The organism is Amycolatopsis sp. WAC 01416, from assembly GCF_003947485.1.
Classification (GTDB): Bacteria; Actinomycetota; Actinomycetes; order Mycobacteriales; family Pseudonocardiaceae; genus Amycolatopsis.
This window is the reverse complement of sequence record NZ_QHHX01000004.1, coordinates 337,053-363,230: the sequence shown is the minus strand read 5'-3', so window position 1 is coordinate 363,230 and position 26,178 is coordinate 337,053. Positions and strand designations below refer to the sequence as shown.

At 69.9% G+C, this 26,178-nt stretch carries 15 protein-coding genes; 3 read left to right on the top strand and 12 right to left on the bottom strand.

Translation table 11 applies throughout. The features are described from left to right. Window positions 1–132: 132 nt before the first annotated feature. Both leuD and leuC read right to left on the bottom strand, forming a co-directional pair. Window positions 133–735: a 3-isopropylmalate dehydratase small subunit gene (leuD, locus tag DL990_RS15410; RefSeq protein WP_125786702.1), complete on the bottom strand. Its 603-nt coding sequence runs from the start codon at window positions 733–735 to the stop codon at window positions 133–135. A 31-nt stretch (window positions 736–766) separates the two neighbouring features. Further along, the gene (leuC, locus tag DL990_RS15405; RefSeq protein WP_125799089.1) at window positions 767–2,185 is read right to left on the bottom strand and encodes a 3-isopropylmalate dehydratase large subunit; all 1,419 of its coding nucleotides are present in this window, start codon (window positions 2,183–2,185) and stop codon (window positions 767–769) included. Between the two features lie 80 nt (window positions 2,186–2,265). On the opposite strand from leuC, the gene DL990_RS15400 reads away from it, so the two are divergent. After that, a complete protein-coding gene (locus DL990_RS15400; protein WP_007031477.1) occupies window positions 2,266–2,967 on the top strand; it encodes an IclR family transcriptional regulator in 702 nt (233 codons plus the stop codon). 120 nt (window positions 2,968–3,087) lie between these two features. Here DL990_RS15400 and DL990_RS15395 read toward each other — a convergent pair whose 3' ends face one another. The 4 genes from DL990_RS15395 to DL990_RS15375 form a co-directional block, all read right to left on the bottom strand. Then, on the bottom strand, window positions 3,088–3,480 hold the full coding sequence (locus DL990_RS15395) for a hypothetical protein (RefSeq protein WP_125786704.1): 393 nt from the start codon (window positions 3,478–3,480) through the stop codon (window positions 3,088–3,090). Between the two features lie 224 nt (window positions 3,481–3,704). After that, window positions 3,705–4,367, bottom strand: coding sequence for a response regulator transcription factor (locus DL990_RS15385; RefSeq protein WP_125786705.1), 663 nt, complete (start codon window positions 4,365–4,367; stop codon window positions 3,705–3,707). Between the two features lie 9 nt (window positions 4,368–4,376). Next, a complete protein-coding gene (locus DL990_RS15380) occupies window positions 4,377–6,026 on the bottom strand; it encodes a right-handed parallel beta-helix repeat-containing protein (protein WP_125799087.1) in 1,650 nt (549 codons plus the stop codon). After that, window positions 6,026–6,679, bottom strand: coding sequence for a helix-turn-helix transcriptional regulator (locus DL990_RS15375; RefSeq protein ID WP_125786707.1), 654 nt, complete (start codon window positions 6,677–6,679; stop codon window positions 6,026–6,028). The genes DL990_RS15380 and DL990_RS15375 overlap by 1 nt, the downstream gene beginning before the upstream one ends. Window positions 6,680–6,838: 159 nt before the next feature. On the opposite strand from DL990_RS15375, the gene DL990_RS15370 reads away from it, so the two are divergent. Together DL990_RS15370 and DL990_RS15365 are read left to right on the top strand one after the other, a co-directional pair. After that, a complete protein-coding gene (locus DL990_RS15370; protein ID WP_199746400.1) occupies window positions 6,839–7,504 on the top strand; it encodes a response regulator transcription factor in 666 nt (221 codons plus the stop codon). Then, a complete protein-coding gene (locus DL990_RS15365; RefSeq protein WP_125786708.1) occupies window positions 7,501–8,754 on the top strand; it encodes a sensor histidine kinase KdpD in 1,254 nt (417 codons plus the stop codon). The genes DL990_RS15370 and DL990_RS15365 overlap by 4 nt, the downstream gene beginning before the upstream one ends. 471 nt (window positions 8,755–9,225) lie before the next feature. Here DL990_RS15365 and DL990_RS15360 read toward each other — a convergent pair whose 3' ends face one another. The 6 genes from DL990_RS15360 to DL990_RS15335 form a co-directional block, all read right to left on the bottom strand. Beyond that, a complete protein-coding gene (locus tag DL990_RS15360) occupies window positions 9,226–9,798 on the bottom strand; it encodes a hypothetical protein (protein ID WP_125786709.1) in 573 nt (190 codons plus the stop codon). Beyond that, entirely contained in the window at window positions 9,795–24,581 is a 14,787-nt protein-coding gene (locus DL990_RS15355; protein ID WP_125799086.1) for a toxin glutamine deamidase domain-containing protein, read from the bottom strand. The genes DL990_RS15360 and DL990_RS15355 overlap by 4 nt, the downstream gene beginning before the upstream one ends. A 15-nt stretch (window positions 24,582–24,596) precedes the next feature. Continuing rightward, window positions 24,597–24,923 (bottom strand): hypothetical protein, encoded by a 327-nt coding sequence (locus tag DL990_RS15350; protein WP_125786711.1) that lies wholly within the window; start codon window positions 24,921–24,923, stop codon window positions 24,597–24,599. Continuing rightward, entirely contained in the window at window positions 24,920–25,285 is a 366-nt protein-coding gene (locus DL990_RS15345) for a YbaB/EbfC family nucleoid-associated protein (protein ID WP_233598958.1), read from the bottom strand. Before DL990_RS15345 ends, DL990_RS15350 begins: the two co-directional genes overlap by 4 nt. Before the next feature lie 146 nt (window positions 25,286–25,431). Next, window positions 25,432–25,734: a hypothetical protein gene (locus tag DL990_RS15340; protein WP_125786712.1), complete on the bottom strand. Its 303-nt coding sequence runs from the start codon at window positions 25,732–25,734 to the stop codon at window positions 25,432–25,434. Window positions 25,735–25,749: 15 nt separating this feature from the next. Beyond that, window positions 25,750–26,067 (bottom strand): hypothetical protein, encoded by a 318-nt coding sequence (locus DL990_RS15335; protein ID WP_125786713.1) that lies wholly within the window; start codon window positions 26,065–26,067, stop codon window positions 25,750–25,752. Between the last annotated feature and the right edge of the window lie 111 nt (window positions 26,068–26,178).

Here is a 26,178-nt window from a genome sequence, read left to right as displayed (position 1 = left end):
TTCCGCCTCCCGAGGGACCCCTTCAGGGCCTCTCGAGGTGCCGTTCGGTGTGGTTTCGGGGCTGTGTCGAGTACCCAAGGCCGGGGTGCGGATTCCCTGCTCAGCAAGGGAATCCGCCCCCTTTGACCGGCCCTAGGAGTGGGCAGCCGGGAGGGTCACCGGCTTCCAGGAGGGGCGCTGGGTCTCGAAAGTGTCGATCTCCTCCGCGTGGCGGAGTGTCAGGGCGATGTCGTCGAGCCCTTCGAGGAGCCGCCAGCGGGTGTAGTCGTCGATCTGGAAGGGCGCGGTGAAGTCCTTGGCTCGTACCGTCTTCGACTCGAGGTCCACCGTGACCTCCGTCCCCGGCTCGTTTTCGAGCAGCTTCCAGAGCAGTTCGACGTCCGCCTGCTCGACCTGAGCGGCGACGAGGCCCTGCTTGCCGGAGTTGCCGCGGAAGATGTCCGCGAACCGGGAGGAGATCACGGCCCGGAAGCCGTAGTCCATCAAGGCCCAGACGGCGTGCTCGCGGGAGGAGCCGGTGCCGAAGTCCGGGCCCGCGACCAGGACCGACCCGTTCTTGAAGGGCTCTTGGTTGAGGATGAACGACTCCTCGGAGCGCCAGGCGGCGAAGAGCCCGTCCTCGAAGCCGGTGCGGCTCACGCGCTTGAGGTAGACCGCCGGGATGATCTGGTCAGTGTCCACGTTGGACCTGCGCAGCGGGACCCCGACGCCGGTGTGGTGGGTGAACGCGTCCATGTTGGGAACTCCTTCGCGGATGTCAGCGATGTCAGCGAGCGACGGCGGGCTGGAGGTCTTCGGGGCTGGACAGCGTGCCCCGCACGGCCGTGGCGGCCGCCACGAGCGGTGAGACCAGATGCGTCCGGCCGCCCTTGCCCTGCCTGCCTTCGAAGTTGCGGTTCGACGTCGACGCGCTCCGCTCACCCGGCTTGAGCTGGTCCGGGTTCATGCCGAGGCACATCGAACAGCCCGCCTGACGCCATTCCGCGCCCGCTTCGGTGAAGATCCGGTCCAGGCCTTCGGCTTCCGCCGCCTGGCGGACCCGCATCGAGCCGGGGACGACGAGCATCCGGACCGAATCGGCGACCTTGTGCCCGCGCAGGACGTCCGCGGCGGCCCTCAGATCCTCGATACGGCCGTTCGTGCACGAGCCGAGGAAGACGGTGTCCACCGCGATCTCCCGCAGCGGCGTGCCCGGCTTCAGGTCCATATAGGACAGGGCCTTTTCAGCGGCGATGCGCTCGTTCTCGTCACCGATCCGCTCGGGGTCCGGCACCTCGGCGCCCAGCGGGAGCCCTTGGCCCGGGTTCGTGCCCCAGGTCACGAAAGGCGTGAGCTCGTCGGCGTTCAGGCGCACCTCGGCGTCGAAGACGGCGTCGTCGTCGGTGCGGAGTTCGCGCCAATTTTCGACAGCGGCGTCCCAATCGGCGCCCTGCGGCGCGTGCGGACGGCCCTTCAGATACGCGAACGTCGTCTCGTCCGGTGCGATGAGCCCGGCGCGCGCGCCCGCTTCGATGGACATGTTGCACACCGTCATCCGGGCTTCCATCGACAGCTTTTCGATGGCCTCGCCTCGGTACTCGAGGACGTAGCCCTGCCCGCCGCCGGTGCCGATCTTCGCGATCACCGCGAGGATGACGTCCTTCGCGGTGACGCCGGGGCGCAGCGAACCGTCGACCGTGATCGCCATCGTCTTGAATGGACGGAGCGGCAGGGTCTGGGTCGCCATCACGTGTTCGACCTCGGAGGTGCCGATCCCGAAGGCCATCGCGCCGAAGGCACCGTGCGTCGAGGTGTGACTGTCACCGCACACCACGGTCATTCCCGGCTGGGTCAGGCCCAGCTGCGGGCCGATGACGTGCACGATGCCCTGTTCGGCGTCGCCCATCGGGTGCAGCCGGACGCCGAACTCCTTGCAGTTGGTGCGAAGGGTGTCGACCTGGGTGCGGGACACGGGATCCGCGATCGGCAGCTCGATGTCGATCGTCGGGACGTTGTGGTCCTCGGTCGCGATGGTGAGGTCGGGGCGGCGCAGTTTCCGGCCCGCCAGGCGGAGTCCGTCGAACGCCTGCGGGCTGGTGACCTCGTGCAGCAGGTGCAGATCGATGTAAAGCAGGTCAGGCTCGGCCCCCTCGCCGCGCCGCACCAGGTGCGACTCCCACACTTTCTCGGCCAGTGTCCGGGGCATTTTCCGGCTCCTCACATGCGGTGAAATCGGTACTTCCCACCATCTGGACATCTCAAACTTCGGGAAGATAGTATCGGCTTGTGGGACAGCATAGCGGTATCGGAGTACTCGACAAGGCCGTGGCCGTGCTTCAGGCCGTGGCCGAAGATCCTTGTGGCCTGGCGGAACTGTGCACGCGGACCGGTCTGCCGCGTGCGACGGCGCACCGGCTGGCGGTCGGCCTCGAAGTGCATCGCCTGTTGCGCCGCGGCCCCGACGGCCGCTGGCGGCCGGGTACCGCACTCGCGGAACTGGCGGGCGGTTCGACCGACCCGCTGCTCGACGCGGCGAGTTCGGTGCTGCCGAAATTGCGCGACATCACCGGCGAAAGCGTTCAGCTGTACCGCCGCGACGGCGTCCAGCGCGTCTGCGTTTCGACCGCGGAGCCGCCGAGCGGGCTCCGTGACACGGTGCCGATCGGTTCACGGCTGCCGATGACCGCGGGCTCCGGCGCGAAGGTGCTCGCCGCGTGGTCGGATCCGCACACGCAGCGGACGATCCTCACCGAGGCGGTGTACGGAGAGCGCACACTGCTCGAGGTCCGCCGCCGCGGCTGGGCCCAGAGCGTGGCGGAACGGGAACCCGGTGTGGCGAGTGTCTCGGCGCCGGTACGGGATTCGACGGGCACCGTCGTCGCCGCGGTGTCGGTTTCCGGGCCCATCGAACGTATAGGGCGTAAACCGGGGGCACGCTGGGCCGCGGACCTGCTCGCCGCCGCGGACGCGCTCCAGGAGCGCCTCTGAGCTCAAGACGCGGTCCCGGGCGCAAACCGGGAAGGCGCAAGTCCTGCCTCGAAGACGAGTGAAGGCCCCCTGCGTCGGCAGGGGGCCTTCATCGTTTCCGTCCTGAATGGACCGGCGGGCTCAGAACTCGTCGGCCTCGGTCAGCTCGTGTTCGAGCGCGTCGGCACGCGTGACGAGGGACTTCAGCGGATGTTCGAACTCGTTGACCAGGTTCAGGTCGACCAGAGGGACCGTGTGCTTGAGCAGCGCGACGCCGTCCACGACGGCCGCGCCGCCGACCGAACCGCCGCCCGCCAGTTCGAGCAGGCGCCGCAGATCGATCTTGTCTGCCCAGCCGACCGGGGACGAGATCTCGACCCACTCCGCGCCGTCATGGTCGGGCAGGTGGTGCAAGGAGACCTGCTGTCCGCGGCCGTCCTCGGTGTCGACACGGAACCGGAGCCAGTCCCCCCGCTCTTCGAGCACTTCGTACCGTGCCCGGACGAAATTGATCACGCCTGCCCAGATGGACACCCTCGTCACCTCTCGGTTTCGCCGCCTCGTGCGCTGTCGAGCATGGCACATCCGGGGCATGCCGGGTGTCGACGGTCTCGTTCGGGCGGGGTTTCGGGCGGACCGGGAGCGGCCGCGCGTTGCGAAAGCCACTTTCGCAACGTTGAAGGTTGCGAAAGTGGCTTTCGCAACGCGCCATGGCGGGGTGGCCGTGAGCGGCGGCCGGGGCTGCCCCGTCCGTGGGGCTAAAGCGGCGCCATCCGGTAGCCCGACCCCCGCACGGTGTGGATCAGCGGAGGATCCTTGAGTTTCCGCCGCAGCCGCGCGATCACGACGTCGAGCACGTTCGACGCCGGATCCGCCATCTCGTCCCACGCGTACCGGATGAGTTCCCGCCGCGAGACCGGGCGTCCGGTCGCGGCCATCAGCCGTTCCATGACGAGGTACTCCTTGCGGGTCACGGTGAGCAGCACCCCCGCCCGCGAGAGCTGGTGCCTGCCGGTGTCGAGTTCGACGTCGGCGCAGCGAAGGATCACCGCCTGCCCGGCCATGTCACGGCGGCACAGGCTGCGCACCCTGGCGATCAGTTCCGGCATCGCGAACGGCTTGACCAGGTAGTCGCCGCCGCCGACGCGCAAGCCGTCGATCCGGTCGGCGACGCTGTCGCGCGCGGTCAGGAACAGCACGGGCAGCGGCCATCCGGCGCTGCGCCGGTTGCGGACGTACGACAGCGCGTCGCCCGAAGGAAGCATCCGGTCGAACACCGCGCAGTCGTAGGCGTTCACCATCAGCGCCTCGTCGGCGCCGGGCAGATCGGCGGCGGTGTCCACCGCGAAGCCGTCGCCGCGCAGGGCGAATTCCAACGCCACCCGCAAGTTCTCGTCGTCCTCGGTCACCAGCACCCGCACGGGGCCACGCTATCGTGCGATGGCCGCCTCCACGTCGGCCACGTGCAACCCGCGCAGTTCTTCGAGCGCGGGCATCCGCCCCAGCAGCCGCAATCGTTGTGACTGAGCCGTACGCGCCTTCTCGAACAGCAGGCGCGCGTCCCGCGCGTTGCCGAAGTTGACGTCTCCGGAAACGCGCCCGAAGTGGCCGGTCAGCACGGGACCGGCGTCGGGATCGAGTTCGTAGTCCCCGGCGGACGCCATCCGCCCGAAGATGGCGAGAAGTTCGGCGGGGCTGTAGTTCTCGAACTGGATCGTCTTGCCGAAGCGCGACGCGAGACCGGGGTTGGCGGCGAGGAAGTCGACCATCTCGTCGGTGTACCCGGCCACGATCACCGCCACCTCGTCACGATGTTCCTCCATCAGCGGGACCAGGGTGTCGATCGCCTCCTGGCCGAAATCGCCGCCGGAGCCGGCGAGCCGCGTGAGCGTGTACGCCTCGTCGATGAACAGGACACCGCCTTTGGCCTCTTCGAACACCGTCGCGGTCTTTTCCGCCGTATGCCCGATGTACTGCCCGACGAGATCGCGGCGCGACACCTCGCGGAACTGACCGATCGGCAGGACTCCCAGCGCCTTCAGCAGTTTGCCGTAGATCCGCGCGACCGTGGTCTTCCCGGTGCCGGGCGCGCCCGCGAAGATCAGATGGTGCCCGGCGGCACCGACCGGCAGCCCGGCCCGGCGGCGCCATTCGTTGACCTGCAACTCGTCGACAAGCGAGCGGACCTCTTCCTTGACCTCGGGAAGGCCGATCATCGCGTCGAGTTCGGCGAGCATCTCGTCCAGCGCGTTGTCCCCCACGGTGCCGGGGTCCGCGGCATCACCGATCGTCGGCGTCGCCCCTTCGGCGATCGCGATTCCCGGTTCCGCGGTGTTCGCGACCCGGCACGCGGAGATCTCGCCGCCGCAACCGGAAGCGAACGAGATCCCCGGGCCCCGGGTGTCGGTGACCGTGCACCGCTTGAGTACCGGCACCCCGTGGTGCGCGACGGCGATCCCTTCGTGACCGGTGTGCGAGACGGTGCAGCCTTCGATGACCGGCCTGGCGTACTGGTAGACGTAGATACCGCGCAGGCCGCAGCCGGTCACCGTGCAGCCGGTCACGACCGGATCGGCGCCCTGTCCGAGGGTGATCCCGTCCCCCGTCACGTCCTCGACGGTGGTGTCCTCGAGCCTCCCTGGCGAGCCGTCGACGAGGATCCCCTGCTCCGTCCCCGAAATCACGCAACCGCTCACGGTGAACGCCGTCGTGCCGCGAATCGCGATCGCCGGGCCGCGTCCACCGGAGACGGTGCAGTTCCGGACCGCGAGTTCCGTGTCGTCCGCCTGGATCGCGGACGCGCCGCCAGCCAGGACTTCGATCCCTTCGAGGACGAGCGCTCCGCCGGTGCTGCGGAAAACGGGCCGGTCCGCGCCCCTGCCGTCGATGACGACCGTGGCGCCGTCGGACGCGGCCAAGGTCACCCGCAGGCCGGTCAGTTCGACGGTCTCCGCGTATTCACCGCCCGCGATGGTGATGACGGCGCCGTCGGACGCTTCCGTCAAGGCGTCACCGATGGTCGGATACGCGCCTGGCCGCTGCGACACCAGCAGGACACGGCCGGGAGTCGAGATCGTCATCAGCCGGCCTTCGCCATCAGCCAGCCGCGATCGACGGCTTTGGCGCCGGCCTGGAACCGGCTGCGGGCGCCGAGCCGGTTCATGATGTCGGCGACCATCCGGCGCACCGTACGCACCGAGACGCCGAGCCTCGCGGCGGCGGATTCGTCGGTCGTACCGGAGAACAGCAGCGTCAGCAGCTCCTGCTCGCGGCCGGTCAGGATCGAAGCGTTTTCGGCCTCCCGGAGGTCCAGCGGGACGAGCGGCGCGGCGGCCTGCCAGATCCGCTCGAAGAGGCCGACCGTCGCGGTGACCACGCCGGGCAGCCGGAACACCGCGGAACCGGCCTGCCTGCCCTCCGCGGGAAGGACGACCGAAGTCCGGTCGATCACCAGCGCGTCCATCGGGACCTCGGCGTCGGTCCGCACCTCGGCCCCGGCCCGTGAAAGCCGGTTGAGCGCGCCGGACATCCGGGCGGAGTCGGGGAAGAGCACCTTGTGGCGTACGCCGGGACGCACGTTCGCGAGCGCGATCCGCTGGAACGCGGTGTCCGTTCCCGTACTCATCACGAGCACCTCGCCGGTCGCTTCCGCGAGCAGCTCGCCGAGTCCCGCCCGGTCGCCGCCCTGGCCCGTTCCCGTGACCAGGCTGAGCTGGCCGGTCTGCACGGTCATCGCAGGTACCTCCCTCTTCCCCCCGGCGCGGTGCCGCCGACGACGTCCTGTTCATGCCAGTTCCCGCCGTCCGGACGGCCGCGGGCACCCGACGCGTTAGCGTTCAGGGGCACCGGGAACTGCATGCGTCTACTTTCGCTGTCCGAACATGAGGTTTTGATGACACGGGTGTTGGTCGTCGAAGACGACGAGAATCTGCGGCTCGCGCTGGTCACGCAGCTCCGCGCGGCCGGCTTCGTCGTCGGCGAGGCCGGCGACATCGCGACCGCGGACCGGCTGCTGCGCGAAACGCGCCACGACTGCGTGGTGTTCGACCGGATGCTGCCGGACGGCGACGCCATCGAATACGTCCACATGCGACGGCAGCTGGGCTGGCGGGCGCCGGTGCTGTTCCTCACCGCCCGCGACGCGCTCGCCGACCGGGTGGCCGGCTTCGAGCACGGCGGTGACGACTACCTCGTGAAGCCGTTCGTGATGGCCGAGCTGACCGAGCGGGTGACCAATCTGTGTCACCGCTCCGCGTTCGACCGGCCCTCGGTGCTGCAGCATGAAGACCTGGTGATGGATTGCGCGCGGCGTGAGGTGCGCCGGGCCGGCGTGCTGCTCACCTTGACCAACAAGGAGTACGCGGTGCTCGAATACCTGCTGACCAGGGCCGGCCTGCCGGTGCAGCGGGCGGATCTGATCGAGCACTGCTGGGACGCGCAGGCCGATCCGATGTCCAATGTGGTCGACGTGGTGGTGAAGCGGTTGCGCCGCAAGCTGAAGGAACCCGAACTGATCCACGCCGTCCGCGGCCTCGGCTACCGGCTGGGCGCCCGGTGAACACCCACTCCTCGGCCGATCGTCTGCGCAGGCTGCGCTGGACGCTGACCGCGTTGTTCACCGTGATGAACACCCTCGGGCTGGTGGTCTTCGCGTGGCTGCTCATCAACGAGGACGGCGACCAGGGCGAAGAACGGATCGACGCCGCACTGACCCAGGTCACGTCTTCGGTCAGCAGGCTGGTCGAATTCGACGGCACCGTCGGCTTCGGTCTGGTCAACACCGACGTGCTGAACGACCGCTGCCCGCAGTTCGCGGTCCTGCCCGGCGGTGCGCCCGCGTTCGAGCCGCATCTTTCGCGGGCGAACTGCGTCCCGATGAGCATGCAGCTGTTGACCGGGCTCGCCACCGAAGCGGTGCAGACCGGCAAGCTGGTGCAGGGCCACCAAAAGGCGACCAACGGCGACGTGGTCAAGGTCCGCGCCGAACCCCTGCGCGACGGCGACGGCAAGACCTTCGCGGCCGTCGTCGCGGTGCAGTCGACGGAGACCGAAGACGCCGCGCACACCCAGTTCACGCTGCTGGTGATCGGCGGCACCGTGCTGCTGGTCGCGATACTGGGGTTCGCGGGCCACCTGCTGTCCGGCCGGTCGATCCGGCCCGCGGCCGCGGCCTTGCAGCAGCAGGAAGTCCTGCTCGCCGAAACCGCGCACGACCTCCGCACCCCGGTCGCCGCCCTGCGCGCGCTCGCCGAAACCGCGATGGCCAACCCCGCGCAGTCGGCGGAACTCCTGCCGCGGACCGTCCGCCTCGCCGCGAGAATGGGCGGCATCATCGACGACCTGCTCGTCCGCGCCCGGCTCGCCGCGGGGGTGGAACAGCTGAGCATCCAGCCGATCTGGCTCGACCAGCTGGTGGTGGGCATCGTCGAAGACACCGCGACCGAGGGCGCCGAGGTCACCGTCACCGCCGCGCCCACGAAGGTCGACGCCGACCCCGCGCTGTTGCAACGGGCCATCGGCAACCTTCTCGACAACGCCGTGCGCTACGGCCGCCAACCGGGAGCGAAGGCTTTCGTGCACCTGACCGTCGCCGGCGGCACCGTGACCGTCGCGGACCACGGCCCGGGTATCGACGCCGCGCTGGCGGGCGAGGCGTTCGACCGGTTCGCCAGCACCGGCGGCTCTTCCGGGCTCGGGCTCTCGATCGTGCGGTGGGTCGCGCAGGCGCACGGCGGCACTCTCGCGGTGTACAACGCCGACGAGGGCGGCGCGATCTTCGAACTGCGGTTCCCGGTCAGCCCCAACTGACCGGGAAGACACCGCACGTTCCCCCGACCCGTCCCAGCCGGGTTCTGCGCCGGAAATGCGGCGCATATTGAGGGGAAGGCAAAAGGGGCGTGCCCGAGTCCGTGGTGGGAGTGGGTCGCCATGGAGCCTGGCGCGCTCTTGACCGTCCATAAGGGACGCCAGCCGGGCAAAGGTGTCCATTTTGGGACTTTTCGCGGGGGTCGTGAGTGGTAATGAGGGTTAGAACGACCATTCTCACTCACGACCCCCACGCGAAACCGTTCATATAGCCGTCAACCGAACATTTCGCCAGCCGAAGTATCCCTTGTGGACACTCAAGGTGCGGCCGACTCCCGTAGTCAATCCCGGGTCGTACTCGGGCGGGCAGGCAAGGAAGCTGGGCCGCCGACTTATTGGTACGAGGACGAACCGGCAACACCACCAGCAGAAACCTGGTTTCACCGACTATGCACCGCATGAACGGGACCTGCCCTAGCCGGGTTCCACTTCGATCCCGGTCAGCTCGCCGAACGCGGCCACAGTGGACACTGGATCGTCGTAAGTCACCAGGTCGACACCGGGCTCGGCGAAGGGACGCGAAGCACGCAGGGCGATCTGTTGCCCGGTACGCAGTCGCAGGATCAGCACCCGCACGTCGCCGACGCCCGGCGGCTCCTCGGCGAAGACGCGATTCAGCGAGGCTCCGATTTCCCGGTCGGTCTGCGGAACGCGCGCGACCGCGGGCGCGTCCTGCAAGGCGGCCCACTCGCTGGTGCCGCTGGTCGAGTAGGGCGGTTCGGGCCACGGCCCGCGATCGTCGAGGGCCCGCACCAGCCGAGCGAGGAAGTCGCGGGTGGCGTCCTCGTCGTCCTGTTCGCCGGCTATCCGTTCGCCGGAGCCGAGGGCCTCCGTGGCCGCCCGGTGGTAGTCCGCCACGGGGAGCGTGAAGAACCGTTGACGGATCAACTCGTCCGCGACCCGCTCGACGAGCTCGTCGTCCGCACGCTGCCGCAGGCCGGCCGCGTAGGTGAGCTGGTTGACGTATCCGCGCCACGGGAACTTCACTTGCCTGGTTTCCCTTCCGTCCAGAACTGGGGACCGGTGTCCACCTGGGAGACATCCACGCCCTGCTCGGCGAGGATGCTCAGCCCGGTCACCAACTGCTCTTTCTCCGGCTGGTAGTGCCCGCTCTCGCGGGTCAGCTTGATCAGCCTCCCGTTCACCACCCCGATGTGGCCGGCCACTGCGACGGGCTGCCCGGCGAGGAAGCTGGAATGGTGCAACTGGCCCGAGATCCACGTCGGCGACACGTACAGGTTCCCCTGCGGATCCATCGCGAAGATCGCGTGATCGAACGGCCCCGTGGTGGAGGACGTGTCCACCGGGGATCCGTCCCGCGCCCAATAGAGTTTGCCGTCCCGCACGAAAACCCGGTGCTCCTCCCTGCGTTCGGGTGAAAAGTACTCGACGACCATGGGGGCGAACGCCCGGTCCGGGTCGTTCGGATCGTCCTCACCCCGGAAGGTCGCTCGAAGTTCCGAGGCAGGCAACGGTTCGTCCCGGTGCAGCGGGCCGGGAACGTCCTCGATCGGGATCCAGTCGGCCTCGGGTTCGGCGAGCGGTGGCTCCGGCTCCTGATTGATCACCGCGTCGATGCGGGGCGGGAGCGGGTGGAAGGTCGTCGGCGGCAGGTTCAGGAAGTCGGGGGATGACCCGTCAGGATCGATCCCGGGGTCACCTGCTCCGCGTCCCGCCGGTCGATCCGGATCGACCGGCGGTCGGTCCCCCGCTGGTTCGGGCCGTCGAATTCCAGGCCGAGGATCCGGATCCGGGCGTCCGTCGTCCGGTGCCGGAGGTTCGAACCGCTCTCCAGCGTCCCTTGCCGCAACCGGCCGACCACCAGGATCCCGTCCCTGCCCGGCAGATCGAAGGTCTTCTCCACCTCGAACATCGTCGTCGTCATGATTTCGGAACCTTTCCAGGGCGGGCCCTTCGCTGGCTTCCGCCTCTTCTTCGAGACTTTCGCGCGTCTGCTCGGTCGGCGTGATCCCGGCTCGAAGCTGGCGCACGTGCGTCATCTCGTGTGCCAGCACCGCCACCAGGGTCTCGACGTCGGCGAAACCGGCCGGGCCGAGCCAAATGGTCTTGCCCCCCGACTCCGGCGGAGTCGACGCACAGGCGCCCACTTCGTCGAGATACTCGATCACCTCAGGCGTCTCGACCAGCTGGACGTGGACGCCGGTCAGATCGATGCCGGCGGCTTCGGCCGTGCGGGCGACGGTCTCCTGGGTCCGCGGCAGGCCGTCGCCGCTGTCGAGAATGTCCCGGTTGCTCCGGACGGCCCGGCGGCTGAACAAATCGGGCGGCGGGCCGGGATCCCTGGCCGCGACCACTTCGAAGTCCGTGGAGCCCGTCTGGCGCAGCACCACGTCCGCACCGATCCCGACGAGCCCCTCGGCCAGTCGCGAAGTGAGCCCCTCGGCGAACAGGTACACCAGTTTGGTGCCGGGCGGGGCCGCCGCCCGGTCACGGGTGATCCGGCCGGAAAAGACATCGAAGCTCGGAACTCCGGGTGATCCGGCGTTCACCACGTCGATCCGTACCGCCGTCCCGTCGGCCAGCGTGCCGTGCAGGACGGCGGGCCTGCCGGCGTCGACGCCCTCGATCACCAGCCCGGGCAACGCCAGCCCGGCCAGCCGCCCGCCGTCCACTTCGCCCAGCGCCCATGCGACCTGGCCGGGATCGGCGGGGCGAACGGGCACGTCGGGCACCGGCGGCGATTCGACCGGGCGGCCGCGCCGTTCCGGCAGGTTGTCCTTCGCCGCCTCGCCATAGGTGATCGGCAGCAGGGATATCGAAAGTGGATGCGCCGGCAACAGCATCAAGGTTCCGGGCACCGGGGACAGGAAAACGACCCCGCCGTCGGTCCACCGCACCAGGCCCCACTTCTCCACGACTTCCCCGGACCGGGGATGGGCGTAGGTCAGCCGCAGCGCGGCGGTCGGCGGCAGCGGGGAGGGACTCGACGCGGCCCACCACGCGCCGTGGATTTCGTCGATGACGCTGTCGTAGCTGTCGTGGGCTTCCCAGAACCCGTGGAGTCGCTCGGCGACATAGGTTTCCCCGTCCACCCGCCACATGTCTTCGGGCCGGACCGGTTCGACCTTCATCTCCTGGCCGAGCATGCCGCGGAAATAGCCGACGACGGCCTGCGGGCCGTTGGTCTGCCAGCCTTCTCCATAGGCGTCGGGGCTGGTGAAGTTCGGGTTGACCTCGCGCAGCAGTGGATGATGGGTTTCGATCTGCCACGCCTGTTCGTCCGGCGTCACCACTCCCGCGTGGATCGCGGGCAAAGCATTGACCTCGCTCGTCCGCGCCAGCGGCGAGAGCTCGGGCATCCGGAAGTACTTCAGGGCTTCCGGATGTTCCTGCGCCCACCGCACCAGTTCGGGATCGTAGGTCGCCCCTGCCGAGATCTGCCGCGCGCTGTGCATCATGCCGTACGCCGTCTCGAACAACGAGATCCAGCGCGTCAGGCCGGACGCCGGCCGCGGCGGGCCGTTCACGATGTTCGTCGCCGCCGTCACGATCCCACGCGTGTGCCGGTGCCACGCGGGCTCGACGCTGGGCGGAGTCATCCCGCGGGTCAGCGCCGCGACGTCGCGATACACCTTCCAACGGCGTCCGCCCGCGGAGGTGCCGCGCGGGGGCGGGGCGCCGGTCGCCGGGTTCGGCGCGGGCACCGCCGCGTCCGATCTCCTCGGACCGTCCTGCTCGGACGGCTCCGGGTTGATCACATCGTCGATGCCCTTCGGCGCGACGGGATCCTTGTGGAGCCGGGCGAACTGCTCACGGGCCGAGGCGATCGCCTGCGCGTAGGCGTTGCGCAGCAGGAAAGGCACCGGACGGCCGGCCCACCGGCGAGCCTCCTCACCGTTGTCCTCGGTGATGAGCACCCGGAATCCGTCGCGGTAGCCCGCCAGGTCGGCGAACAGGGTGATCTGCCCGTCGATGAAGTAGACCTCGCCGTCCAGATTGGCCACGTTGAACAGATGCGTGACGCCGGCGCGCTCGCCGTGCACGATCGCGCGGGCACCAGGGCCGAGCGCACGCAGCCGTTGCGCCACATCGTTGGCCGACGCCATCGGGACGAACCGCGCCCCGGTGACCCTGGCCGCCATGGCGACCCTGTCGGCCCAGCCCTCCCTGCCGGTCAGCCCGGCCAGTGTGCGCGGCGGGACCACCCGTCCCGGCGGCCTGCCCGCCGCCCGATCGGCGAGATGCCGGTCGGTGAGCACGGCTGCCACCTGGCAGGGCACCAACTCGCCGGGTTCGCCGCCGACCGCGTCCCGCAGGCCGGGCAACAGCTGACGTACCTGCTGCGGGTTGCTGTTGCCCCGGTGCACCCCGTCGAAGACGTCATCGAGCCGCAGCGGGTTCTCGGCGAGCGCGTTGTACCGCTGGATCGCCTCGACGAGTTCGTTGCGCGCCACCACTTCCGGGCGGGTCTGCCCGGTCGTGGCCGCCCAGTCCCCGGCCCTGGTAAGCCGGTCCGCGGCGGCACCGACGGCCTCCAGCGCCACCAGCCGGTCCGGCAGCGTGGTGAGCTCTCCCGGTTGGTCCAGAAGGTCCAGGTAGGCAGCAGCGGCGGCGGCCTTGAGCTGTCCTGGCACCGAAAACGGAGCGGCTTCGGACGGCGGTACGGCGGGCGCCATCTCCCTCGCCAGGTCGGCGATCTGCCTCGGATGCCACCACTGTCGCTGCCCGTCGGGCTGGTCCTGGGACTCGGCGAGCCCACGGTCCAGCAGCCGGAACAGGTACCGCTCGAGCGCGTCGGCCCTGGCCCGCGCCTCGGCCCTCCGCAACTCGGCGGCAGGCCCGGCGGCGGCGTCCTCGGCGGCGAATTCCCGTTCCGTCAACGATCGGTGGAACAACGGGATCAGCGTTTCGGCCGCGGCGGCCACCGCGTACGGGCCAAGACCGCCGATGCCGAACAACGTGAAGCCCGCCGTGGTGGCGCCGAGAGAGGCGGAGGCGATCACCAGGTCGGTGGTCAGCCAGGTTTTCGACGCGAGCCACGGCGGCGGATCGCCATCGGGCTCGGTGTCCGGCTCCGCTTCGGGCGAGGACAGCCCGTGCTCCGCCAAGCCGTGCTCAGCTAAAAAGTGGCTGAGCCGGTCGCGGTCCGCCTGCTGTGGCGCGGTTTCGGCGAGCCGGTTCAGCGCCGCACGCAACACCCGAGTGCGCAGTTCGCTGTGCTCGTCCACCTCCGCCAGCAGGTCGTACAGCCTGCGGTCGTGCTCGGCCTCCTGCGCGGCCCGGTACGCGCTGTGCCCGGTCACCCCGCCGGCGATGGTGCCGACGATCGCCTGGAGCACCCCGAGCCCGAGGTATTCCAGGTAGCCGGTGAACATCGCGGACAGCCAGGTCGGGTCCGACGTGTCCGGCAGATTCCGGTCCGGGATGCGGTAGCCGATCGGCGACAACGCCGAATCGTTGCCCACGCCGGTGAAGGTCGCCAGCGGGCTCACCCGGTGCCGGGGTCCGCTCGCCTCCCCCGGTTCGGCCGCGGGCACCGGGGTATCCGCCAGCCTTTCCTCGATCAGATCGAGGAAGGCGTGACCGAACTCGGCCAGCTCCCGTTCGTTGTCCGCGGTCGCCTGATCGGTCTCGTCCAGCCGCTCCGATGCCCGTGCCACCCGCTCGTCCTGACGGCGCCGTCCCCGGAACGCCTCGGCGAACGACCCGAACACGGCGGGCGCCCAGAGCGTCGCGAGAAGCGCGCCGGCCATCATCGGCTGCATGCCGATCGAGGCCATCGCGAGCGTGCCGAGCGATCCGGCGGAGACACCGGCCGCCCGGCGCACCGCGTACGGCGTCAGGCCGACGTACTCGGCATCCGGATGCTCGGTCCCTGGCGTTTCCGATCGTGGTGTGGCCTCCGGCGACGGTGTTCCGCTCCGCAGCCGGCCGGAAATCGCGGTCCAGCGGTCGAAAAGCGGGCGGAAGAGGGCCTCCCGCCTGGCCGCGGCCCGCTCGGCGACCGCCCGCTCTACGGGTGCTTTCGCCGCTTTCTCCGCGTTGACCTCGCGGGCCACGACCGACCGGTCATAGAGGCCGGCGGCCAGCGAGCGCGCGGCCGCGCCGCTGATCATCGCGGCCGCGACCACCGGCGCGGTGGCCACGATGGCGCCGCCGAAAGCGACCGACGACGTGCTGCCGGCGAGCAGCCGGGTGATCGCGTAGTCGAGTCTGCCCGCATAGCCATCGGGCGCCGGTGCGTACCGGCGCACCACCTCGCGCATCCGCTCGTCCGGCAGCGCGGCCAGCCGCCGTGCGGCGCCCGGGTCGCCCGGCCGCAGGCCCATGTCCGCGATCAACGCCCGCAGTGCGGCGCTCAGCCCGGATCGCCGGAGTGGCAGCGGATTGCCTGCCAGCGCACTGCCGAACGCCAGCAGCCGCGCGGCCCGCCCGTGATCGGCCGGACTCAGCAACGGGTCCGCGGTGGGATCGGCGGTGGCGCTGAGGAAGTCCTCGCCGTGCGGCGTCCCGGACAGCTCGGCCGCCGCCGCACCCAGCGCCCTCGCGACCGCGTCGCGCGTCGCGTCCTCGGTGGCGAACTCGGAGATCTCGATCTCCAGCGAGTTCTGCGCGGTGTCCACTCTGTACTGGGCGACCTGGCCGGGACTCGGCGTTCCCGCTCGCACGGTGACGTCGAACGTGTTCCCGGCCGGGCCGGTGACCACGTGTCGGCGGCCGTTCGCGGAGCGCTCGACCGCTCGCATACCGGCGTCCGGCACCGCGCGCCCCACCGCGTGCCGCGCGTCGGCGCGCACCCCGATGGGATCGGGATTCTTCTGCGGCGGCAACGAATCCGAGGCAGGCAGACCGACCGGTCCAGCGTCCGGCGGCGTCGTGCGGGGAGTGGTGTTCCCGACGTTCGGATCCGTCCCGGGATCCGGCCGGTTCGACGGACCTGCCGGACGTGGGGGCGTCGGTGGCGTCGGTCCCGGCGACGGCGCACCGCCGGGATCGTCCGGCGTATCGGGATCGTCGGGGTTCTCGTCGGGCTTGTTTTCGGTAGCACTGCCCGTCCCGATGACCTTCGGCGCCGGTGGCGTGCGCGGCAGGCTCAGATCGACGGCCGCGCCGACGCCGAGCACCGGGATGTTCGACGTGTACACGAGACCCGCGGGGGTCCGCGCCTCGTAGATCCCGTGCACCCGCTCCAAGGCGGCTCGCACGACGTAGATCACCGGACCGGACACGGCGAGCGCGGTGCCCGCGGCGGCGACCAGCGGCGCCGAGGACAGGCCCATCATGCCCAGCCCGACCAGCGAGGACGCGGTGACCCAGAGGGCCGCCGGGCCTTTGCGAGCGGCCTGGCGGCCCAGCCGGAGCTCCAGCTCGGCACCGAGTTTGGAGATGTAGAGGGTGGCGCCGGTCAGGGTCGTCGCGGCGAGCGCCTTCAGCCACTCCCCCTGACTCACCTCGAGCGCGACCAGCATGCCGTTGGCCACGGTCAGCACCGGGAACGCGAGTGCGTTCTGAATCCTGCGGTACAGCGGCCGGAGCGCGTTGTCGTAGCCGGCGATCCCCCCGATGGCGTTGGACAGCGCGGTGGAAAGGAACAGTCCGTCCGCGATCGCGTAGGTCCCCGCGACCGCGGCCGCCAGCCCGGTCAGGCTGGTCGCTTGGGCGAGATGTACCGGCAGATTGACCAGGAAGGTGCCCGCGAGGCCGGCGGCCATCAGCTTGCCGAGCCTGCCCGCGTGCGGGTTCATCTTGTTCATCGACTCGGGTGCGGCGCCGTACGGCCTGCCGACCTCGTTCAGGTAACGCGAAACCTCGAGGCTCACGTCTTCCTGGCGCTGCGACGGGCGTTCGCCGATCGCCAGCGGGGTGTGGATGATGGCCTGCAGGTTGATCAGGAACTGCCGGGTCCTCACGTCGACTTCGCCCCGCACCTCCTCCAGGACGGTGTCGAACCAGCCGAGCGGATTGACGTCGTACTCCAGGTAATCCCGGATCATCCTGGCGAGCGCCTCGGCCGACCGCTGGTCGAGCCTGCCGCGTTCGAGCATCCCTTCCAGGCTCACCCGGTTGCTCTGGGCGTGCCCGGTCTTCGCGATGTTGAGCATCCCGCGGACGACGAAGGCCGCGTTGCCCGCCACGATGCTCACCCCCGCCGACAGCGCGAAGGGAACGCCCATCGTCGCGCCCACTCCCAGCATGGTCGCCGCGGCGGCCCCGGCCACCGCCCAGCCCTTCAGGTCACGGCCGAGCCAGGCCGAGCGCAGCGTGGCGATCTTCTCGAGCGCCGTGAGCTGTTTTCGTTCGGTCCTCTCCACACTCTCGATCAGCGACGCGAGCATGGCGTCCCGTTCGGCGGGTGCCAACGGCAGCGTGGCGAGCCGTCCGGGGGTCATGGCCAGTCGCGCACGGGAGAGCTCTCCCGCGGCCAGGGCCGCCCTGATGCGCTCGCCCGCGATCAGTGCCTGGGCGGTGACCGGGCGGCTGAGGAGCGCGTCGGCCCCGCTCACCGGTCGCAGTCCACCTCGTTCGGTCCAGCGCTGCTTCAGCTTCTCGAAGGCGGACTTGACCCCCGCCGCGGTTTCCGTGGCGGAGATCCTGGCCGCGGCCGCCTGTAGCCGCAGCGGATTGGCGTTCGCGTCGCGTCCGGGATCGGCGGCGGTGTACCAGAGCTTCATCGTCCGCAATTGCGGATTCGCCAGCCACGGCTGGTCTTTCGCACGTTGTTCGTCGGTGAGATCCAGCCCGGACAACGGCCCGCGCGCCTGATAGGCGGGGTCCGCGACCCAGCCCTCGGCGATTCTCGCCTCGACCCATTCGTCCACCTTGCGCTGCCAATGCGGGCCGAACGACTCGATGAACCCGTCCCAGGCTCCGGACAGGATCTCGTTGAACACGAACGCGGTGACCCGCTGCCCCGCCTCCTCGTGCATCCGGGCGAAGTTGCCATGCAGGATCTTCGCGACCGCCGCTTCCCCGCCGGGCCTCCGAGCGGCCTCGGCGAACAGTGGATCCATCTCGTTGCGGTGGCGGACGTAGTGCGCACCTGGTTGCGGATTCACCGTGTCGGTACCGAAGATGAGCCGATCCTGGTTCACGATCAGGAACCGGATCAACGCCTCCCTGACCTCGGGAGTCGCCTTCGCGTGCTGCGCGAGGACGTTCCAGGAGATGTCCATGGCGGTGTCCGTGGTGTCGAGCAGCCATTGCAACCGCTCGATGTGTTCGACGGTGAGCGTGGTCCAGTGCCCGAGGCCGAGATGCGCCCAGATCACCTTCGCGCCGGCGAGGTTCTCCTGCTGGAGGAGGTAGGCCATCGGGCCGAGGTTGCGCCCGTCCGACGGGCTCGCCACGTACATCCCGTTGCCGCGCAACCTGGCAAGGCCCATGTCGTCGTGCAGGATCAGCACCTGTCCGGTGGCGGCGATGGTCTCCAGCAGTTCGACGGTGTTCGGGTTGTACATCTCCGGCGGGCTTTCCGGCAGGCTCCGCAGTTCGGCGCCCAGCCCGGCCGCCCTCAGCAAGGCCTTGATCCGCCCGGCGTTCTCGATGAGGGAGTCGTAGAAGTCCAGTTCGGCCAGGTCGCTCGGGCTGCCGTCCACCGGGAACAGCTCGGCCATCGGCGAACCTTCCGCCAGGTACGCGGCGAAGAACTCCGGCCCGATCCGTCCCTTGTGGATCGATTCCTGGACGAGTTCCGCCGCGGCGAGCAGCTTCCCGAAGTAGTCGACCCACTCCGGGTTGATCACCTCGCTCGCCTGCCGCCCGAGCATCGACTGGACCATTTCCTTCACGAAAGTGGTCTCGGCGAGGTAGCGGGCCGCGTCGCCGAACAGGACGGCCATCGCCATCAGGTAGCCGCCGACCCCGGGAATGTCCACTCTGGCTCCGGAGACACCGGGGAACCAGTGTGACTTCTGCTCTTCCGACATCCGGTCGCGTGCGGAGAAGAACCGCAGGTCGGAGAGCTGGCCGTGCAGGCCCAGCATCTTCTTGCCGAAGACGGTGGTCATCCGGACCACGTTGGTGAGGGCGTAATAGAAGGAACCGCTGGAACCACCGATCACGCCGAGCCCGCTCTGCGGAATCGGCGACGCCACCAGGATGTTCGGCAGTCCCTGACCGATCAGCCAGTTCACCAGGTCGCGATAGTCGACGTTGGCGGCGTCATACCCCTTCGGGTGCATGTGGACGTCGTGGAAGAAGTGGACGGGGCGAGGCTTGCCGAGCCGAAGCGCGAGCTCCTCCTCGACGCCGAGTTCCGTGGCTTTCGCCACGTAGTCCGGGCTGTCCGGGTCGAGTGCGGCGAACTGGGCGCCCCGGCTCGGCGCGAGGGCGTCACGGCCGGTGACCCGGTCACCCACTCCGATCAGCCAGCCGCGGGCGTCGACGTAGGCGTCCACCACCGGCTTCCGGTTCCCCGGCAGGTTCTCCGCCCGCCGGGTGATGCCGGCGACCTCGCCGTCGAGGAGCTTGGCGATCCTGCCTATCTCCACATTGGACAGTCCTCGATCGGCTGCCCGTTCGATCGCCGGAACCAGTGCCCGGACGTACTCGGCGTGCGCCTCGGTGCGAGCGGCGTCGGCCAGGCGCATCCGTTCGATCGCCCGCTCCAGCCGGTCCTGCCGCGCGGCGACCTCGGCCCGCACGTCCTCGGTGGTTCCGTCCAGCGAAAGACCGGGCTCGGCGCCGGGCAGCAGCCGGTGTGTGGCCACGCTTTCGACCGGGAGGCCCAGCGCCTCGGCGACGTCGGCCCGGCCGCCCGAGGCGAGCAGGTGCGGCACCCACTCGGTCAGCGCGCGCATGTCTTCCCTCGCCGCCCGCAACTCGGCCATCGCGGCGTGGTAGGCGACTTCCGCCGCATACCGTGATTCCTCCACTGCCCGCGCCGAGGCGGCGAGTGCGGCGCGGATCCCCGCGAGGTCCCGGACGCTCCGGCCACGCGGGCGCGCCGGTTCCGGTACCGCCGGATCGCCCTCCGGGTCGACCCGCGCCCTGGTGGCCACCGACCAGAGCTCGGCGACCTGTCGGGCGGCGGCCCGGCGGCGCGCCCATTCCGGTAACCCGTTCGCGACCGCCTCGTCACCGATTCGCGTCATCTCGCCCAGCGCGGCGTCTCTGGCCCGCTGCCATTCCCGCTCCGCGAACTCCAGCTCCTTCGCCGTGTCCTCGGTCTGCCTCAGCAGCTCCCCGTAATGCGTTCGGGCCTTGCCGAGGATCTCGGAGAAGTCGTCCAGTTCCTGGATCGACGGCATCAGCTCGCGCGGGACGCGCGAGCGCACCGAGGGATCGGTCACCATCGCGGCGACCATCGCCGGTGACATCCCGTAGGCCGCCGCCACGGCATCGATCAGCTGGTCCTGCCCGATGTTCGTGAGCTCGATTCCGCGCTGGACAAGCCATTTGACGTCCGTAAGCCGGTCATCGAGGCGTGCCGCGGCCCTGGCATACCGCTCCAGCGCGTGTGTCAGGGCCAGCTTCTGGGGCCGCGAGGCGCGGCCCACCTCGATCAGCGCGTCGATCAGCGCCAGACCCTTGCGCAGGTGCAGACCGGTGAAGGTGATCCGCGCGAAGGTGAGCCGGCCTTTGCGCCCGGCGGGCAGGTGCCGCGTTTCGATCGACGGCAAGGCGGTGGTGGGGAGCAGGGTTTCCGGTTCGAACAACGCGCGGGTGAAAGTATCGTCGCGGTGTACGTCCAGAGCGGACGGTTCGGCGCCCGCGGCCAGGTGGTAGCTCTGCACCACCACCGGCGATCCCGGTTCGTCCGAGGGATTCAGCTCGAGGGTGAGGGCCGGGACCGTCGACCCCGCGTAGTGGGAGCGTCCACCACCGTTCTCCCCGCGACCGTCGAGGCCGAACGGAACACCGGAGCGGAGCTGGTACCGGCCGAAGTGGTCACCGAGAATCTCTTGCTGCCGGGCGAGAACGTCGTCCGCGAAGATCTCATGGACGAACCGCTCGCGCCTGCCGGGAGTCATCGTGCCGTCGCGGAACTCCTTCCGGACCTGCCAGGCCCGGTTCCGTGACGAATCCGAATTCATCGTGGGTGCTTCGCCACGGGCCAGCCGCTCGAACTCTTGGATCGCGTTGTCGAACGCTGTCCGCAGCGCGGGGGCGATCCGGGTCCGGACCCGGGCGCCGTCCAGGACGCGTTCCACGTCGCGCGGGCGCAGCGGCCGCGAGTCGGCGGGAAGCAGGCCGTGTTCGAGCAGCAACAATCGGAGGTCGTTCCACGCCAGCCGCGACTTGCCGATCAACGCCCGCAGCGCGCGCTCGCTGTGCCTGCTCGAAGCCAGCTCGGCGTCGGTGAGGTCGCTGTCCGGGCTCGGATGGGTATCCCGAGCCGGGTTCTCCGGATGGTAGAAGCGTTGCGCCGCGGCCGACGGCGGTTCCGGCGCGGGCGGTCCCTCCTGGGGCCCCGGAGGTGTCCGGTCCGGCGGTGGCGCGGGTGGCGTCGGCGCTGTCCGCGCGCCCTCCGTTCCCGTGGCCGCGACCTCGATGAACACCTGGAACCCGTCGTACTGGATGACACTGTCGGCGCCGTTCGCCACGGCTTTCTCCGCGAACCCGGGATCGACCCGGTTGGTGGCGAGCAGGACGATCTTCGGGCCGGGCCCGGCCAGTTCCCGTTGTTTCGCGGTCTGTACGAGGTCGGCCCCGACCAGCGCGGTCCGGTCCTTGACCTCGAAGCGGACCTCGGTGCCGTCCCCGAGCTCGCCGCGAATATCGATGTCGGTTCCGTCGCTGTTCCTGGCCTCCGTACCGGCCCGTCCGTCGTCGTCCACCGGCACCTCGAGACCGGTGATCCGCAGTCCTGGCAACCCGATCTGGTCCAGCAGCTGCCCGTCCAGCTTGGCCAGCGCCAGCGCGACGTCGGCAGCGGCATACTTCGCGCGGACGTTCTCGTAATTGGAATCGAGCGCGGTCGCCGGGACCTGGGTGTTGCCGTCCAGCACCCGTCGCGCCTTACCCAGCTCTTCCCGCAGGCCCTCCTCGGCGGCCCGCACGACCACGCCGAGCGCGGCGAGCTCGTCCAGCTTCGCCTGGATTGCCGCGGCCTCGAGCAGGATGCCCTTGCCCCGGTCCACCTTGGCCAGGTCGGCCGGAGTCGCCGCGCCTTTGACCGGTTTCCTGGCAGGGATCCGGTCGGCCAGGGCCGTCACCTGTTCGGCGAACGCGGCGAGCTGGTCGGCACTCATCGCGGTGACACGCTCGCCGAGCGAACGCCCCTTCGGCCCGGCGGACACCCGCCCGGCGAGATCGGTCAGCCGCTTCACCAGCTTGTCCGGATTCATCTTGGCCGCGAGACCCGCGACCGCCTCCCGCGCCGAGGGCGACAACGCGTCCCACGCCTCGGCCAGTTCGGGCGGCCTGGCCAGCAGGGGCGCGAGGCGGGCCAGGGTGGCCGCGGCCTCCGCCGGGTGCAGACGGGCGAGCAGCTCGGACATCGCCTCCCTCGCGGCCGGAACCGCGCCCCACAGCCGGTGCACCGCGGCCTCGGCGACCAGTCGATCACCCAGCTCCTGCCCCGTGAGAGCCGACATCTCGCCGAGGATCTCGCCGAGCGAACGGTCCATCCGGCCCGGCGAAAGGCGCGCCGCGAACTCCTGCGCCTGATCGGCCAGCGCGTCCGGATCGACCGAGCTCATCAGTTCGGTGATCGCTTGCCTCGCGGTCGGCGGCAGCAGGTCCCACACGGCGGCGAGCCGCGGCGGCACGCCGTCCGGGACTTCCGGCGATTCACCGGTGCCGGGCGGCGGGCCGGGCGGCCGCCGGGGCGGGTCGGCGGGCGGGTCGCCCTGCGTGCGCTGGGGCTCGGCGGCACGGCGCATCGTCGTATGGGCGGGCGCCGGGACCGGTTTTGCGGGCTGGGCGGGATTCGGCCGACTGGGCTGCTGCGCCTGCTGGGCCGCCGCGGCGGCCGGTGCGGCGGCGGCCAGGACCTGGCCGGTCCCAGGACCGGGGCCGGTACCGGTACTCCCGCCTGCCTCTCCGACCGGACCGTCCACAGTGGATTCAGGAGCTTCCTCCGGTTCCTGCTGTCGATCCTGTTCCGGGGTTTCGGATTCGGGCGGCCTCGGGCCGTCGTCGGGCTCCGGTGCGGCTTCCGGCTCACCCTTGCCGGGCTTCGCCGCGGTGCCCCGGTTCGGGACCGCGGGCGTCGAGCCCTGGTGCTGAGCCGCACCGGACTGAGGTGCGGTGGGCTGCGCCGAACCCGGTTGTGCCGCACCGGGTTGCGCGCCGGTCTGGGCCGTTACGGAAGGCGTCGACGCGGTCGCGGCCGGAGCGCCCGCCTGTGCCGAGGCGGTCGACGAGTCGGCCGCCGCCGGTGCCGAAGTGGCCTGGGCCGCCGAAGGGGCCGGAGCCGACGTGGCGGTAGCCGACGGCGTCGCACCGGGAGCGGCTGCCGTGGCCGTGGCCGGCGCCGCACCGACGGCGGTCGCCTGCGGCACCGAACCGGCCCCCGCCTGCGATACCGAGGAACCGATCGTGTGTTGCCCCGTCGACGAACCCACTCCGGCGTGCTGTCGCGCACCGGCGACCGACTCATCCATTGTGGACGAAGTGGTCGACTTGCCGTGACCACCACCGTCCGCGCCCGACGTGCCGACCAGTTCCCCGGTGGAGCGGCCGGGTTGGCCGGAGGCTGCCCCGGACTCGCCTTGCCCCAGCCCGACGCCGCTGTCTCCTTGCCCCAATGCGGTGTCGGCGCCCTTCCCCGCGCCGACGTCGGCCGACTCCGGCGCTTTCACCTCGCCCGGCGGGTCGGTCGGTGGCGGACCGCCCGACGAGGTTCCCATATCCGTCATCGGAGCCGGCTTCTGCAGCCCGAGTTTCTCCCTGCCGAATTCCATCACCTGCTCGCCGGCGAGATGCGCGTTCCCCCGGATCGGGCCGATCGCGGCCGAGGTGAGCCAGTTCTCCTTGATGGACTGCCCATAGCCGGCGAGGTCGGTGGGGACCCCGTTCCCGTCCATGATGCTTTGCGCGGCATGGCTGGAGATCGGCGACGACACCGCGTTCGTGCTCGCCGAGCTGACCGCCGTGGTCGCGTGTTTGCCGAGCCCGCTGTCCAGCGCGTTCTTGACGCCCGGATTCTTCCTGGCGAGAGCGCCGATGGCCTTGCCAGGCGCGCCGACGATGCCGCTGACCGGGGCGCCGATGGCACCGCCGAGCGCGTTGGTGGCGCTTTCCTTCCAGCTGAACCCGTCCTGGTTGCCCTGCCAGATGTTCAGGCCTTGCTCGATGCTGTTGGTGAAGACCTCGTCGGCCGCCTCGCGCACGGGAATCGTGGCGAGCTTGCCGAGCTTGCCGAGCTTGTTCCCAGCCTGGGCGATCGACTTGGCGATCTCCACGATCCTGGCGACCCGCTTCGCCATCTTGGCGGCGAACAGCCACTGTCCGCCGGGGATCGCCGCCATGAGGGCGAAATCCAGGCTGGCGTGAATGATCTCCGACCAGATCTGGTTGCGCACCCGCCGGATCTGATCCGCGTAGTTGTGGCAGAACGTCGCCATCTTGCGCATGCTCACGACGAGATCCCGGTGGCCGGACCCGCCACCGCCGTACTCGCCGTCGTTGGCCTCCTTGATCCGCGCCTGGACGAAAGCGCCGTTCGCGTCCGGCCAGGTCTCGCGAAGCCGGTCGTGGACGGTCGACGATCGGAGGATGGCACCTTCCAGCAACGTCGCGGCTTTGTCCCACGCGTCACCGAGGTCGTCGGCCGCGTTCGGGTTGTCCGGCGGCCAGATGTCGTCGACGACGCCGCCCATCCATTCCCACGCCGCGACCGTCATGCTCCACAGATCAGCCATCGTCCGCGTACCCGCTCAGGATCCGAGCTGGTCGGTCGCCTCGGTCTGCGCGCTCTCGTAGATCTTGACGCCGCTCTCCGCGTTGGTGGCCAAGTTGCCGAAGTTGTCGTCGACCCCGTTCGCGCTCTCGACGAGGCCGGGGGTGTTGTCCGCGCAGTCCTGGAACGCCTCGCCCAGCTTCCCGAAACCCAGCAGCGGGGTGATGTCCTCGATGGCCTTGCGGCATTTCGCCCACTCGGTCTCGAAGTCGGTACCCGCGGCCCTCAGATTCGTCAGCTCCTGCCGGGTCGGCTGGAAGAAGATGTCGACCTTGCCATCGTTGTTCCCGTCCATCCCGCTCATCGGCCGTAGCCCCGCTCCGGCCGATCCAACCGGCGCAGCACCGGATCGAACCGGAGATCGACGGCGTCGGCGTCCATACCGGGCGGCAGGAAACCCGCCGCGATCGCCAGTCCCTGTTCGGTCGACGACTCGACCGCCTCGTGGATGGTGTCGGTGATGTCCTTGGCCAGCGCGGCCGAGTCGGCCGTGCGGTAGATGCGCGGATCGAGCGACAGTTCGAGAAGTTCACCGGCGCCACCGACGGTCGCGCTGATCAACCCGTCGTCGGATTCGGCGGTGGCCCGGATCTCGGCCATGCGCCGTTGCATGGTCCGCACGTCTTCGGCCAGCTGTTCGTAGTCCGCGTACATGTCCGGCTCCACGGTTCCTCCCTTGACACGTAAGGCCAGTCTCACCCGGGTGCGGGGACGCCGGGCACGCCTGGCCGCTTCCGGCCAAGCACGAACCCCGCCGCCCAAAAGGAAACCCCGGCGAGCCATGGCCCGCCGGGGTTCCGTCGTCTCGGCCGCTAGATGCCGATGATGTTGCTGACCTGCGTCTCGCACGTCTGCGCGATGTTCACGACATTGCCGTACGAACCGGCGGTACCGTGCGCGTCGTCCGCGTAAGAACCGGTGTTCTTGGCCGTCTGCGCGTACAGGAGGCTCATTTCCTCGCTGTTGCTACCGTTCCAGGCGAAACCCGCGACGTTGCGCATGGCACTCAGATCGTCCTCGGCCGCCTGGCCGAGGTCGGTGGCCATCCTGTTCATATCGTCTTGGGCCGCGCCGACGATGTGGTACACGGTCTTGTAGTGGTCGTCCATCGACATGGGGAAACCTCCTTGCTAAGACGGGTTGATGGCCTTGGCGATCATCGCCTGTTGGGCTTCGGCCGCGAACCCGCCCGAAACCTTGACGACCGAGTTCCCCGAGTCGACGAGTTGCTGGGCGAACGGCTGAACCTGATTGGTGAAGAGGTCCACGCGGCCCATGTTGCCGGTGACACCTGCCTGCTTCACCGCTCCGCCCAGCCCCTCGTTGAGGGCATCGAGATCTCGCGCGGCGTGCGCGCGATGCGCGGCGACCTGTTGCTGGATGCTGTCATCGGTCTTGTTGACCAGGTTCTGCACGACCGGTAACTGAATATCGACGAGACCGCTCATACGTCCCTCTCTTCTCTTCCGAAATGACCCTTGAGCCTCAAGCTAGCCAGCGAACCGGCGCGACCGGCGGGGTTCGGCACGTTCCTGCCATCACGCCCCGCCCGCGCCATG